At 50.2% G+C, this 12,650-nt stretch carries 12 protein-coding genes; 5 read left to right on the top strand and 7 right to left on the bottom strand.

Annotated elements, in window-relative coordinates:
- The first annotated feature begins 36 nt into the window (after positions 1 to 36).
- Positions 37 to 462: a VOC family protein gene (locus FTU67_RS04900; RefSeq protein ID WP_180061473.1), complete on the top strand. Its 426-nt coding sequence runs from the start codon at positions 37 to 39 to the stop codon at positions 460 to 462.
- Here FTU67_RS04900 and FTU67_RS04905 read toward each other — a convergent pair.
- Entirely contained in the window at positions 453 to 1,697 is a 1,245-nt protein-coding gene (locus tag FTU67_RS04905) for a dicarboxylate/amino acid:cation symporter (protein ID WP_180061517.1), read from the bottom strand. The genes FTU67_RS04900 and FTU67_RS04905 overlap by 10 nt on opposite strands.
- A 362-nt stretch (positions 1,698 to 2,059) precedes the next feature.
- Positions 2,060 to 2,932, bottom strand: a complete 873-nt coding sequence (locus tag FTU67_RS04910) for an acyl-CoA thioesterase II (RefSeq protein WP_005180310.1) — start codon at positions 2,930 to 2,932, stop codon at positions 2,060 to 2,062.
- A gap of 287 nt (positions 2,933 to 3,219) precedes the next feature.
- On the opposite strand from FTU67_RS04910, the gene plsB reads away from it, so the two are divergent.
- Positions 3,220 to 5,784: a glycerol-3-phosphate 1-O-acyltransferase PlsB gene (plsB, locus tag FTU67_RS04915; protein WP_016658523.1), complete on the top strand. Its 2,565-nt coding sequence runs from the start codon at positions 3,220 to 3,222 to the stop codon at positions 5,782 to 5,784.
- A gap of 80 nt (positions 5,785 to 5,864) precedes the next feature.
- Here the strand turns inward: plsB and FTU67_RS04920 are convergent, their stop codons facing one another.
- A complete protein-coding gene (locus FTU67_RS04920) occupies positions 5,865 to 6,680 on the bottom strand; it encodes an NAD(P)H-binding protein (RefSeq protein WP_180061474.1) in 816 nt (271 codons plus the stop codon).
- A gap of 33 nt (positions 6,681 to 6,713) precedes the next feature.
- On the opposite strand from FTU67_RS04920, the gene recG reads away from it, so the two are divergent.
- Both recG and FTU67_RS04930 read left to right on the top strand, forming a co-directional pair.
- Positions 6,714 to 8,759, top strand: coding sequence for an ATP-dependent DNA helicase RecG (gene recG, locus FTU67_RS04925; RefSeq protein ID WP_180061475.1), 2,046 nt, complete (start codon positions 6,714 to 6,716; stop codon positions 8,757 to 8,759).
- Positions 8,746 to 9,381, top strand: coding sequence for a ComF family protein (locus tag FTU67_RS04930; protein WP_180061476.1), 636 nt, complete (start codon positions 8,746 to 8,748; stop codon positions 9,379 to 9,381). Before recG ends, FTU67_RS04930 begins: the two co-directional genes overlap by 14 nt.
- Positions 9,382 to 9,405: 24 nt before the next feature.
- Here the strand turns inward: FTU67_RS04930 and FTU67_RS04935 are convergent, their stop codons facing one another.
- Both FTU67_RS04935 and FTU67_RS04940 read right to left on the bottom strand, forming a co-directional pair.
- Positions 9,406 to 9,807 (bottom strand): NUDIX domain-containing protein, encoded by a 402-nt coding sequence (locus tag FTU67_RS04935; RefSeq protein ID WP_180057072.1) that lies wholly within the window; start codon positions 9,805 to 9,807, stop codon positions 9,406 to 9,408.
- Positions 9,808 to 9,809: 2 nt separating this feature from the next.
- The gene (locus FTU67_RS04940) at positions 9,810 to 10,403 is read right to left on the bottom strand and encodes a TIGR00730 family Rossman fold protein (protein WP_160240933.1); all 594 of its coding nucleotides are present in this window, start codon (positions 10,401 to 10,403) and stop codon (positions 9,810 to 9,812) included.
- A 152-nt stretch (positions 10,404 to 10,555) separates the two neighbouring features.
- Here FTU67_RS04940 and FTU67_RS04945 point away from each other — a divergent pair, with 152 nt between their 5' ends.
- On the top strand, positions 10,556 to 11,569 hold the full coding sequence (locus FTU67_RS04945) for a CorA family divalent cation transporter (RefSeq protein ID WP_005180320.1): 1,014 nt from the start codon (positions 10,556 to 10,558) through the stop codon (positions 11,567 to 11,569).
- 136 nt (positions 11,570 to 11,705) lie between these two features.
- Here FTU67_RS04945 and FTU67_RS04950 read toward each other — a convergent pair whose 3' ends face one another.
- Together FTU67_RS04950 and FTU67_RS04955 are read right to left on the bottom strand one after the other, a co-directional pair.
- On the bottom strand, positions 11,706 to 11,993 hold the full coding sequence (locus FTU67_RS04950) for an STAS domain-containing protein (protein ID WP_045795311.1): 288 nt from the start codon (positions 11,991 to 11,993) through the stop codon (positions 11,706 to 11,708).
- An 11-nt stretch (positions 11,994 to 12,004) separates the two neighbouring features.
- Positions 12,005 to 12,637 carry a phospholipid-binding protein MlaC gene (locus tag FTU67_RS04955; RefSeq protein ID WP_005180322.1) on the bottom strand — a complete coding sequence of 211 codons (633 nt, stop codon included), beginning with the start codon at positions 12,635 to 12,637 and terminating at the stop codon, positions 12,005 to 12,007.
- Positions 12,638 to 12,650 lie beyond the last annotated feature (13 nt).

Consider the following 12,650-nt stretch of genomic DNA (forward strand, 5'->3'; position numbering starts at 1 on the left):
AGATAAAAATCAGACTTGAATGAAAAGGCAGGAACAATGCGCGCATCTTTGAGTGTGATCACGCTGGCTGTGCAGGATTTAGACGCAGCTTTGCGCTTTTATCAGCAAGGTTTGGGCTGGCAGAGTGAAGGTATCGTCGGGCAGGAATTTGAACAGGGCGCAGTGGCGTTTATCGCACTGGATTCAGGCCTGACACTGGCACTGTGGCCGCAGGCTGCCTTGGCGCAAGATTCAGGCCTGCCCCTGAGCCGTTTTTGCCCGACCCAAATCAGTCTGGGGCATAATGTGCATAGTCCGCTGGACGTAGATCAGGTGATGCAGCAGGCCGAGCGTGCCGGTGCCACCATTGTCAAACCGGCACAAGCCACCTTTTATGGCGGTTATGCCGGTTATTTTCAGGACCCCGATGGCCATCTCTGGGAAGTGGTCTGGAATCCGTGCTGGGAAGATGCTCAGGATTGAGTGGTGATCTCATCGTCGCGGGTATAGCGGTCAACCACTACACTAATCATCATATCACCCTGGACATTGACCACGGTACGTACGGTATCCAGCAAACGGTCAATCGGCAGTAAAATGGCAATTGCTTCTGCCGGCAGACCAACCGATTGCAACACCATAATCATGGTGACCATGCCGGCACTTGGAATACCCGGCGCGCCCAAGGAGGCAATCATGGCGGTGGCGCAAACCACCAGCTGCTGGCCCAAGGTCAAATCCAGCCCCATTAAATTGGCAATAAACAGCGCCGCAGCGGCTTCATATAAGGCTGTGCCATCCATATTCAGCTGTGTCCCCAGCGGAATTACAAAGCCAGCTGTTTGCGGGCGCACCTTCAGGTTTTCCTGGGCACATTTCATCGAAAGCGGCATGGTGGCCGAGCTGGAACTGGTGGCAAATGCAGTAATTAAAGCAGCGCGCGTTCCTTTAAAGAAGGTCACCGGATTCATTTTTCCAAACAGCCATAGCAGTAGCGGCAGTACCACCAGACCATGAAAAATGGTGGTACCCGTTACCACCACAGCAAACTCAGCCAGACGGCTGAGCACGGTCACATCTTCGGTGGCAATCAGCTTGGCCAGCAGGGCAAAAATCCCCAGCGGTGCCAGTTTCATTACCCAGCCAATCATCAGCATCATGATGTCAAAAAACTGATGGCTGAGCCGGCGCACGGTCCGGAACTGCTCACCGCCTTTGACCAGCGCTACCCCGACAAATAAGGCAAACACCACCACCGCCAGTACATTGCCCTCGGCCAAGGCTTTAAACGGATTAATCAGGGTGTTTTGAATAAAATTGGTGAAGAAGGATGACGGCGTTAAGGTATCCGGCGTCTGATGCTGGCTCATCGCGTCCTGGAATAAACGCACATCTACGCCTTTACCGACTTCAAACAGATGCGCACAGGCCAGCCCCAGAATGAGTGCCAATGTGGTGGTGGTCACACAGCACAATAAGGTAATTTTCCAGACCCGGCTCAGCTGGCCAGAAGCCTGCAGGTTGGATACCCCGACCACAATCGAACTGAAAATCAGGGGAATCAGCAGCATTTTCAGCAGGCCGATAAAAATACTGCTGGCAATACTCAGGCCATATAAACTGCCGTCATAAAATGCGCTGTCCGGCAACAGGTTCAAGAAAAAACCAAATAGAACCCCTAAAATTGCGGCCACCAGAATTTGTGTATTTAAGCTCATGGGTGCATATATTGTGATGTCATCTTGCTTGGCACTATGCCATGCGAGCTGCGCTGAATCGAGCATTATTTTGTCAAAAGCAAATCCAGCTCAGCAAAAAAGCCCGGTGCCAGAAAAACTGGCATAAGATGTGCTTTATCAGTGCATTACCTTGTTTTTAAGACTAAAAGAGTAACCTCATGAAAAAACTCGCCCTTATTCTTGCACTCATTTGTAGCACTACGCAGGTTTTTGCCCATTCTTCGGGCAACAGCAAGGCACAAGGCTGCCATAAACATGCACCAAGTGAGCTGCCGCATTGCCATTGACGGCAGGATAAAAAAAGCCGAATCGGTTGATTCAGCTTTTTTATTGAGGTGAGCTTACTGGGTTTCAATTTCGCGTAAGCGAATTAAACCTTCCTGCGTGGTGCTACAGACCAGCTCGCCGTTTTGCCACATACGGCCAAAGTTCAGGCCACGCGAACTGTTACTGATGGTGGCTTCCATGTCATACAGCATCCAGTCATCGACCCGGAATGGCTTATGGAAATACATGGCATGGTCGATACTGGCACATTGCAAACTTGGCGACAGATAACTCAGGCCATGCGGACGCAGCGCAGTGGTCATTAGGGTAAAGTCGGAATAAAAAGCAGCAATGGCCTGATGCAGGGCAATTTCATCCTGCTCCGCTGCAATCGGACTATGCGTACGGATATAGTGCGCATAAGACGGCGCTTCCGGCTGCGGCTGAAACGGATTACTTGGATTCACCGGACGGATTTCCACATGCCGGTCACGGGTAAAGCTGGCACGAACGTTTTTCGGAATAAACTCGACAATGCTCTGTACCAGTTCTGCTTCATTTTTTAACTGTTCCGGTGCCGGATATTCAGGCTCGGAAATCTGGTAATTCAGCCCTTCTTCTGGCGCAGCAAAAGATACCATACACATAAAGATGGTCCGGCCATGCTGGATGGCTCGTACCTGACGGCTAACAAAGCTCTTGCCTTCACGAATCCGGTCCACTTCATAAATAATCGGTGCGTTGACATCGCCACCAAACAGGAAGTAGGCATGTAAGGAATGCGCCGGACGGTCGGTGGTATACGAGGCCGCACGCAGCGCCTGGCCCAGCACCTGTCCACCGAACACGCGCTTACCGACCAGATTGCGGCTGATGCCTCGGTAGATATTTTCTTCAAGTTTTTCCAGGCTAAGCAGTTCAACCAGCTCCTGAGTCAGTGCATTCATGCGGGGAAACCTATGTCGGGATATTTAAAAATCAAAACAAGCAAAATAGAAACAGCTCAATCTTGCCTATTTTGCCATATTTGTTGACCAAAACACTAAAGTTTAACTGACTGCCCTGTCACGGCTCCCGTATAATGCGCCGCACTAAAAATACGATTTTTAACGATAAAATTGAGCACTAAAGATAGAATTTGTCAGAAAATGTCAGGCTATTTTTCGCTACAATTAGATTCATTATTTTTTTCCTCAGATAATCTGCGGTACTGGTCATTGATTTAGGAGTTGGTATGTCCAAGAGTGGTTTTGGTCAAATTTATCGTCAGCTTTCAAGCAAACTGCTTGATCTGGTGGTAACCCCGCATGTACTGGGCGAGGTTCCTGCCGAAGCAGCAGCGACAGACCATTCAGAACAGCCGACCCAGAAAATTGTCTGCTATGTGCTGCAGAACCATTCCCGCAGCAATGCCTTGGTCCTTGATGGTGAAACACGCCGCTTAAAGCTGCCGCCCGCATTAGACCCGATGCAGATTGGCCAGCACAAGGAAAAAGCCTCAATCCTGTTTTTACAGCACTATGATGAAAACAATCTGCTAAATCCGCCGCCACACGCCTTTCCGCCGCGTTTGCTGCGTCTGATTGAACTGCTGGAGCAGTACCCGGAACTGGATATTGAGCTGATTCCAGTCACCGTCCTCTGGGGCCGCGCACCAGATAAAGAAGATTCCTGGCTCAAACTGCTACTGACCGATACCTGGGCTACACCAGGCACCGTCAAGCAGCTGGTCAATATTGGCCTGCATGGTCGCCAATCCTATCTGGAATTTCATGAGGCACAGTCTTTAAGAGCCATGGTGCAGACCGCCAAGATGCAGGCCCCGAACCTGTCGCCGGCGACCTGTATCATCAATACCTTAAATAATTATTTAGACAGCCAGCGCGAAGTGGTGTTAGGCCCCGATTTATCGGATCGCCGTAATGTGATGCATAGCCTGATTAAAGCGCCGGATGTACAAGAAGCCATTCGCCGCGAAAGCATCCGCAGTAAAATCAGCATGATTGAAGCCGAGCGCCGTGCCATTGGCTATTTAAATGAAATCGTGTCGGACTATTCCTATGCCGCCATCCGCTTTGCTGAAACGGCGCTAACCCGTTTATGGACCCAACTCTATGATGGCGTCGAGGTGCATAATTTCAGTACCGTGCGTGAGCTGGCCAAAGACTACGAAATTATTTATACCCCGTGCCATCGCAGTCATATCGACTATTTATTACTGTCTTATGTGATTTATAAACGCGGCATGATGGTGCCGTACATTGCCGCTGGCGATAACCTGAACATGCCCTTTGTCGGTCAGTTATTACGCGGTGGCGGGGCTTTCTTTATTCGCCGGACTTTCCGTGGCAATGGCCTGTACACCACCGTATTTAAGGAATATCTGTACAGCATTCTGTCGCGCAACACGCCGCTGGAATACTTTATTGAAGGCGGCCGTTCGCGTACCGGCCGCTTGTTACCACCAAAAACCGGTATGCTGGCCATGACCGTACATGGACATTTACGTGGCCGCGCCAAACCGATTGCCTTTGTGCCAACCTATATTGGCTATGAACGCCTGATGGAAGGTTCGACCTATGTCGGTGAAATGCAGGGTAAACCGAAAGAGGCCGAATCCATTGTCGGTATTCTGAAAACCTTGAGAAAAATCGAGCGTATTTTTGGCAAGGTGCATGTGAATTTTGGCGAGCCAGTGTTTTTAGATGACATGCTAAAACAGCATGGCGCCGAGCAGATCAGTATCGAAAAAAATGACGATCCGATTCCGCAGGAAGTATCCGATGCGGTAAACAGCTCGGCCTATGCGATTCTGGAAAACATTAACCGCGCCGTGGTAATTAACCCGGTATCGCTGTTATCGCTGATTTTGCTGGGCACGCCAAAACATACCTTAGATGAAGCGATCTGTATCAAGCAGCTGGATACCTATCGTGACCTGCTTACTGCCCTGCCTTACGATGAGCGCACCCACATCACCCCGCTTTCAGGCAAGGAAATTATTGCCTACGGTCTGAAGCTGAAACTGATCAAACGTGTACAACACGTTCTGGGCGATATAATTGCCATTGAAGACAATCAGGCGGTGTTGCTGACCTACTTCCGCAACAATATTCTGCATGCCTTTGTCCTGCCATCTCTGGTAGCGGCACTGGTTGAGCACAATGGTTCGATCAAGCGCGGCGATCTGATTAATGTAATTCGCACGCTGTATCCGTTCCTGAAAGCCGAGCTGTTCCTGAAATGGAATGAAGCAGAACTGAAACAGCAGATCTGTGCCTATGCCGATGGGCTGATTCAGGCCAAACTGATCAGTGAAGATGCTGAAGGGAATCTACTTTCTCCGGCACCGAACAGTGAAGATCATAACCAGCTGGTGGTGCTGGCTGCGCCGGTGATGCAAAGCCTGGAACGCTACTACATGACCCTGGCGCTGATTACCCAGCGTGGTTCTGGCAATATTTCCGCCCGTCAGGTTGAAGAACTGAGTCATCTGGTGGGTCAGCGTTTATCGGTGCTGTATGAGTTCAACTCACCAGAGTTCTTCGATAAGGCCCTGTTCCAGAGCTTTATTAAAGTACTGACCCAGCAAGGCTATATCAGCACCAACAGCGACAATGCTATTGTCTTTGATGAGAACTTTAGCAATGTGGCGCAGTATGCCAATCTTGTGCTGGATGATGTCACCCTGCAAATGCTGCAACACATCACCACCTTTAGCGATGAAGAACTGAAAGATGCGCTGGATGCCCTAGCTGCGCAGCAAGCCAAACGTCGCTTAAAACGTAAAAAGAAATAAAAAACCGTCCATAACCCGTATCTTTGCCTTCGTGCAAAGGTGCGGGAAATATAAGCCATCCTCAATAAAATGAAAAACTCTTAGTTCACATCCGCTTGCTGTAACAGGGCCAGATAATCCTGAAAACAGTCATCATGCTGTAACTTAAAACCACTGTCCTGCATCCGTTTCGGTCGAATCCGCTTGCCGGTTTCGTGCGGACTGGTCAGGGTTAATAACGGCCGATGTAGCTGCTGCTGAAACCATTGCACCACTTCATGCAGCAGTTGCGGCTGACCATTACTGACAATATAACTCTCCTGCAGATGTTCCACGTGAATCATCTGTGCCAGAAAACGCGCCAGATCATCAATATGAATCCGGTTAGACCAGTGCCGGTTTGGATATTCAGTGAGCGTGTGCGCCAGCTTGACCATCCTTGCGATTGAGCTGCCATAAATACCGCTGGGCCGGATAATGGTGCAACGCTCCGGATAAGCGCTTAAATAGGCCTGCTCCATCTTGAGCAGAATGTCTGCCTGTGCATCTGGCGGCTGAAGCAGTGTGGTATCCTCAATCCATTCCCCGGCATTTTGTCCATACACCCGGGTCGATGACACCACCACCATGCGCCGCACCGGATGCGCTACCAGCGCCGTTACAATTGGTTGCACCGAATCCAGATAGGTCTGCTGATAGGCCTCCGGCGTACTCTGTCCCGGACTGAGCAGCACATAGACCCAGTCAATGGGCGCCAGCTGGCTTAAATCCAGCTGCTGCACATCCTGAATCAGATGCGTTGCATGCACATCACTTTTCCGGCTGCGGCTAATTGTGGTAATTTGGTGGCCGGCTTGAAATAGTTGTTTAGCCACACGTGCAGATGTTTTACCATAACCGATAAATAAAATATGCATAACCCACTTGCTCATTACCATTGTTGAGGGGACATGGCCGCAGTCCATCAATTACAAGGCGTTGGCGCTGCTGCTGCCGCGTTACTGGAAAAACTGAATATTTTCACCACAGATGACCTACTGTTTCATCTGCCGCGTGATTATGAAGATCGTAGCACGATCATTCCGATGAACCAATTGAACGTCGGCCGCAGCTATTTACTGGAAGGCATTGTCAAAGGGGTCGATTTCCCACCCGGCAAACGCAAGTCGATGGCAATTCTGCTGGATGATGACAGCGCCAAAGTCACCTTACGTTTTTATCATATTTATAAAGGCCTAACCGACCGTGCCAAAGTCGGCAACCGCCTGCGCGTGTTTGGTGAAGTCCGGGTCGGCGCACGTGGTCTGGAAATGTATCATCCGGAAATCCAGCTGATCAGCGAGCATACTCCGCTACCGAAAACCCAACTCACGGCGATTTACCCAAGCACCGAAGGGCTGACCCAGCCCAAACTGCGCGAATATGTCAAACAGGCGCTGAAACAGCACAGTGATGATCTGCCGGAACTGTTGCCGGAAAAATTTACCAACGGCTATGCACTGAAACAGGCGCTGGAATATATCCATGAGCCGCCAACCAGTGCCAATATGCTGCAGCTTGGTCAGGGTTCGCATCCGGCCCAGCAGCGGCTGATTTTTGAAGAACTGGTGGCACATCAGGTCAGTTTATTGACCCGCCGTGCTTATATTCAGCAGATTGAAGCGCCAGCTTTTGCGCCCAGCCAACATCTGGCCAAGCAGTTACTGGCCGGCTTACCGTTTAGCATGACCGGCGCACAAAAACGAGTGTCCAAGGAAATTATCCAGGACCTGAAACAAAACAAGCCGATGCTGCGGCTGGTACAAGGTGATGTCGGCGCCGGCAAAACACTGGTGGCGGCGGTGGCGGCCTGTCATGCGCTAGAAGAAGGCTGGCAGGTGGCGCTGATGGCACCGACTGAAATTCTGGCTGAGCAGCATTATTTAAACTTTAAACGCTGGTTTGAACCTTTGGGACTGACCGTATCCTGGCTATCCGGAAAACAGAAAGGCAAGGCCCGCGCCAGCGCCGAACAGATTATTCAGGATGGCAGCGCCCAGCTGGTGGTCGGTACCCATGCGCTGTTTCAGGACAATGTCGAATTTGCCAAGCTGGGACTGGTGATTATTGATGAACAGCACCGTTTTGGGGTCGATCAGCGGCTGGCCTTAAGAAACAAAGGCCTGAATCACATGACTCCGCATCAGCTGGTGATGACCGCCACCCCAATTCCACGTACGCTGGCGATGTCCGCCTATGGCGATCTGGATACCTCCATTATTGATGAGCTGCCGCCGGGCCGTACCCCGATTCAGACCGTGACCATTCCACTGGACCGGCGCGAGCAGGTATTACAGCGTATTGCCAGCAACTGTGCCGAAGGCAAACAGGCCTATTGGGTCTGCACCCTGGTAGAACAGTCAGAAACGTTAGATGCGCAAGCTGCCGAAGCGACTTTTGCTGAAATCAAGGAACGCTTTCCGGAACTGAATATTGGTCTGGTGCATGGCAAAATGAAGGCTGATGACAAACAGGCGGTGATGCAGCAGTTTAAAGACAACCAGCTACAATTGCTGATTGCCACCACCGTGATTGAAGTCGGCGTCGATGTCCCGAATGCTTCAATTATGGTGATTGAAAATGCCGAGCGTTTAGGGCTGTCACAATTGCATCAGCTGCGTGGCCGGGTCGGTCGGGGCGCCAAAGCCAGTTTCTGTGCCCTGCTGTATAAGCATCCATTGTCGCAAAACGGCCAGGAACGGCTGCGAATTTTAAGAGAAAGCAATGATGGCTTTGTGATTGCCGAAAAAGATCTGGAACTGCGCGGCCCGGGAGAGTTACTGGGCACCAAACAAACCGGCGATATGGGCTTTCGTGTGGCCAAGCTGGAACGCGATGATCATCTGCTGAATCAGGCGCATTATGTGGCCCAGCAGATGCTGAAAGATTATCCCGAGCAGGCCGAGGCCCTGCTCAAACGCTGGCTGCCGGAAGCACCACGTTATGCCTATGTCTAAGCTGCTGGCGCATAGCCGTACGCTATTACAAAAATTACTGCCCTGCCAGCTCTGTGGCAGTGCGGCCCAGCAGCAGTACCGGGTCTGTGCAGATTGCTTGCAGCAACTGCCATGGTTAAAAGCAAACGTCTACCGGCAGGAAACCGAGATTCAGGTGGCCTGTCATTATCGTTATCCAGTCGACCGGATGATTCAGCAATTCAAATATGAGCAGCAATTGCATTATCAGCCTTTACTGGCGGGCAGCCTGTGTGAATTGGCCTATCCACGGGTACAGGCCATTGTCCCGATGCCGGTGGCAACCGAGCGACTGGCAGAGCGCGGTTATCATCATACCCTGCTGCTGGCTCAGGTGCTGGCACGCCATTTACAGCTGCCAATCTGGCAACCGGTTGTACGGCGCCATCAACACAGTCAAAAAGGCTTAAGCCGCTTGGAACGACTGGAAAATCTGGACCAGCAATTCCAGCTGCGACCCGATGCCGGCCGGCCTTATCGCCGGGTATTAATTGTTGATGATGTGGTCACCACCGGCAGCTCAATTCGTGCACTGAAACAGCAGCTGGAGCAACTTGGCTGTCACAAGGTCTATGCGGTGTGTATTGCCAGTGCCGACGGATAAATCATTTCAAAAAGACAGCCAGCCTTAAGCCGACTGTAACAGCTGCTGTTTCACCCAGGGAATCACCACTTCTGTGGTTAACGGTGCCAGACGTGTCGTCTTATCCCCCAGTTCAATCCATTTCATTTCCGCAATTTCTGCCTGAACCTGCGGGTCCTGATCGAGCTGCACATAATAGACATAACTGACCAGACGATGATCCGGCTCATTGGCTGTAGCGGTTTCAAAACGGCCAACAAACTGTTTAATCTGGGCCTGACAGCCAATTTCCTCCGCAATTTCCCGGCAGATGGTCTGCTCCGGTGGCTCATTGCTTTCCAGCTTGCCGCCAACCTGCATAAAACATTGGGTGTGCTGTTTGCGTACCAGCAGCAATTGCTGCTGCTCGTTCAGAATAATGGCCGCAGCTACGGTAATGGTGTTCATATTTATTTCACCAAGGCCTGACGGTCGGCCATACCCCATTTCGGTTCAGGTGCCTGAAAGCGTTCAAACTGGCTTAAAATCTCATCCATAGAATCAGACACAATTAACGCCTCGGTAAAACGTGCATGGGTAAAGCCCTTGTCAGTAGTCATGCGAATAAAGCACAGCAGATCATCATAAAAACCTTCAACATTTAAAAAGGCATTCGGTTTTAAATGAATTCCCAGCTGGGCCCAGGTCCACTGCTCAAAAATTTCTTCCAGTGTGCCGGCACCACCTGGCATGGCAATAAAGGCATCGGACAGTTCTGACATTTTGGTTTTACGCTCATGCATATTCTTCACCACATGCAGCTCGGTTAAACCGGGATGGGCCAGCTCGCGATCAACCAGTGGCTCCGGAATCACGCCAATTACGGCACCACCGGCCTGCAAGGCACTGTCTGCGACCACACCCATTAACCCGGAGCGACCACCACCATAGACCAGGGTTTTGCCCTGTTTTGCAATCGTTTGCCCGACCAGCTGCGCCGTGTCCACAAAAACCGCATCGGAACCTAAAGCCGAGCCACAGAAGACTGCAATTGAATTTGTCATTTTTTCACCATGTTCAGCGGCTATGATGCCGCAAATATACCCTTGAGCTGGTTTTTTAAATAAATTAGCACTTCAAACAGTGTTTTTAATCAAATCCTTGTCTAAAATACACCCATCAATAAAACCCATACTGCGCAAGGGAGAAAAGACTAATGCTTGAAGCCTTTTACGCCACAGAGCGCGGTAGTCTAGAAGATGCCACCATCAACGGCGGCTTCGACCTGCATCCAGAACTGGTCTGGATTGACCTGATCGCCCCTTCACAAGAAGAACAACAGTGGGTCATGGACGCCTACCGGCAGGATTTACCCACCTTAAAGTCTCTGGAAGATATTTCCTCATCTGCCCGATTTTACCGTGATGATGATGGGGTTTTACACATCAGCACCTATTTTTTAACGAAAAATAAAAACTATCAGGTCGATGATGAATCGGAAGAAAATTCCAGTATTCTCGCCACGGTACAAACCGTTGCCTTTATTTTAAACCGGGACCGCCTGCTAACCCTGCGCGGTGAAAAACTGGTGGCCTTTCGTGCCTTTCGTGCCCGTGCACGGCGCAATGATTATGAAATTGATTATAAAGACCCGACCTGGGTGCTGCTCGGTCTGTTAGAAGCCAAGCTGGATGAGCTTGCGGATATCTTGGAAGATATCCACAAGGACCTGGAAAAATACTCCACCGAAGTGCTGAATAACCGCCACCGGGAAATGATTTTAGACCTTGATGACATGATTACCCGGCTGGCTCAACTGGAAGATATGCTTGGAAAAGCCCAGCTCTGTCTGATTGATTTACGCCGTGTGCTGACCTTTTTAGCGCGTCCACGTGCCTTGGGCAGTCATATTTATGATGCCGATATCCGTGAACTGAGTGAAGATGTACGCTCGCTGGTCGAACACGACGCCTTCCTGTTCCAGAAAGTACGCTTCCTGCTCGATACTACTTCGGGTTTCATTAACACCGAACAGAATGACACCATCCGTCGCTTCTCGATTTTACCAAGTATGCTGGCACCGCCAATGCTGGTGGCCAGTGTTTATGGCATGAACACCGACGTACTGCCTTTTGCCAAAGGCACCACCAGTTTTATTATTGTCAGTATTATCCTGATTGGCTTCTTTATCGGGCCGCTGATTTACTTCAGATGGAAGAAATGGATTTAATGCGACATGTCTCTCCCTAAGGGAGAGAGTTAGAGAGAGGGCTGGTTTCACTAATCCTTCATCCCTCCTCACCTCCCTTAGGTAAAGAGAGAAACTTAACGCCATAAAAAAGCACCTCGGTTGAGGTGCTTTTTGTTTAAGCGCTGAGCTGTAAATCATCCTGCAAATGACAGGATTGAATAATCTTCATCATTTTTTCCGGGACGGCTTTAAAGACCAGCCCTTGCGCATCCGGGGTCTGTCTTAACCAGCGCACCAGCACAGCCAAAGCCAGGGTACTGCCCTGCTCAAGTTCGGCCAGATTCACCACCACCGGGGCGGGCTGCTGTTGAATCAGCTGCAGCCCCTGCTGGTAATACTGCTCGGCATTGTTAAAGTCAATTTTCCCGGAAACCCGCAGTTCCTGATTTACATATTCAATCACAGCACGTCCTATTATTTTTTATCAACCGCAGCTTCTGCATCTGGTTTAAAGGTCGCAATCGCTTTATCAATATTGCCGCCATTACGTTTGACGTTGGCTGCAAACTGGTTACGGAACTGCAGACCTAAATCAATCCCGGATACGTTGATGTTACGGATTTTCCACTGATTGCCTTTATCGACCAGCTGGAACGATACCGGAATTTTCTCGCCTTTGTTGTTAAAGTCGATGGTCACTACCGGGTTCTTGCTGTTGCTGGCTTTATACGGACGTAAGGTATAAGTCTGGTTGCTGAATTTCGCAAAGGCTGAACCGTAGTTTTCAATCAGGGTTTCACGGAAATTCTTTTCAAACTGGGCACGCTGGGCAGCCGAACTGTACTGATTGGTCGCATAGGTTCCCATCACAATACGGGTAAAGGCTTGCGAATCGATATACGGATCAAGGTTCTGGCGCACAATGGTTTTCACCAAGGCCGGATTATTTTGCAGTTTGGCATGATCGGCTTTTAAACGCGAAATCAGGCCATCCGCCACTTTCTTGATAAATGCGGGAGGAGTTTCGGTTGGTGCAGCAAATGCACTACCTGCCACCAGCGTGGCCAAAACACTTGCGGTCAAGGTTTGTTTGAACAATGTCTTCACTAAAATTTCTCCT

Source organism: Acinetobacter sp. YH12132 (genome assembly GCF_013418645.1).
Taxonomy (GTDB): Bacteria; Pseudomonadota; Gammaproteobacteria; order Pseudomonadales; family Moraxellaceae; genus Acinetobacter; species Acinetobacter indicus.

Excerpts from the sequence above, each read along its gene's own strand:
- FTU67_RS04900 (WP_180061473.1), top strand. The coding sequence starts at position 37 with ATGCGCGCATCTTTGAGTGTGATCACGCTGGCTGTGCAGGATTTAGAC.
- FTU67_RS04905 (WP_180061517.1), bottom strand. The coding sequence starts at position 1,697 with ATGAGCTTAAATACACAAATTCTGGTGGCCGCAATTTTAGGGGTTCTA.
- FTU67_RS04910 (WP_005180310.1), bottom strand. The coding sequence starts at position 2,932 with ATGAATGCACTGACTCAGGAGCTGGTTGAACTGCTTAGCCTGGAAAAA.
- plsB (WP_016658523.1), top strand. The coding sequence starts at position 3,220 with ATGTCCAAGAGTGGTTTTGGTCAAATTTATCGTCAGCTTTCAAGCAAA.
- FTU67_RS04920 (WP_180061474.1), bottom strand. The coding sequence starts at position 6,680 with ATGCATATTTTATTTATCGGTTATGGTAAAACATCTGCACGTGTGGCT.
- recG (WP_180061475.1), top strand. The coding sequence starts at position 6,714 with ATGGCCGCAGTCCATCAATTACAAGGCGTTGGCGCTGCTGCTGCCGCG.
- FTU67_RS04930 (WP_180061476.1), top strand. The coding sequence starts at position 8,746 with ATGCCTATGTCTAAGCTGCTGGCGCATAGCCGTACGCTATTACAAAAA.
- FTU67_RS04935 (WP_180057072.1), bottom strand. The coding sequence starts at position 9,807 with ATGAACACCATTACCGTAGCTGCGGCCATTATTCTGAACGAGCAGCAG.
- FTU67_RS04940 (WP_160240933.1), bottom strand. The coding sequence starts at position 10,403 with ATGACAAATTCAATTGCAGTCTTCTGTGGCTCGGCTTTAGGTTCCGAT.
- FTU67_RS04945 (WP_005180320.1), top strand. The coding sequence starts at position 10,556 with ATGCTTGAAGCCTTTTACGCCACAGAGCGCGGTAGTCTAGAAGATGCC.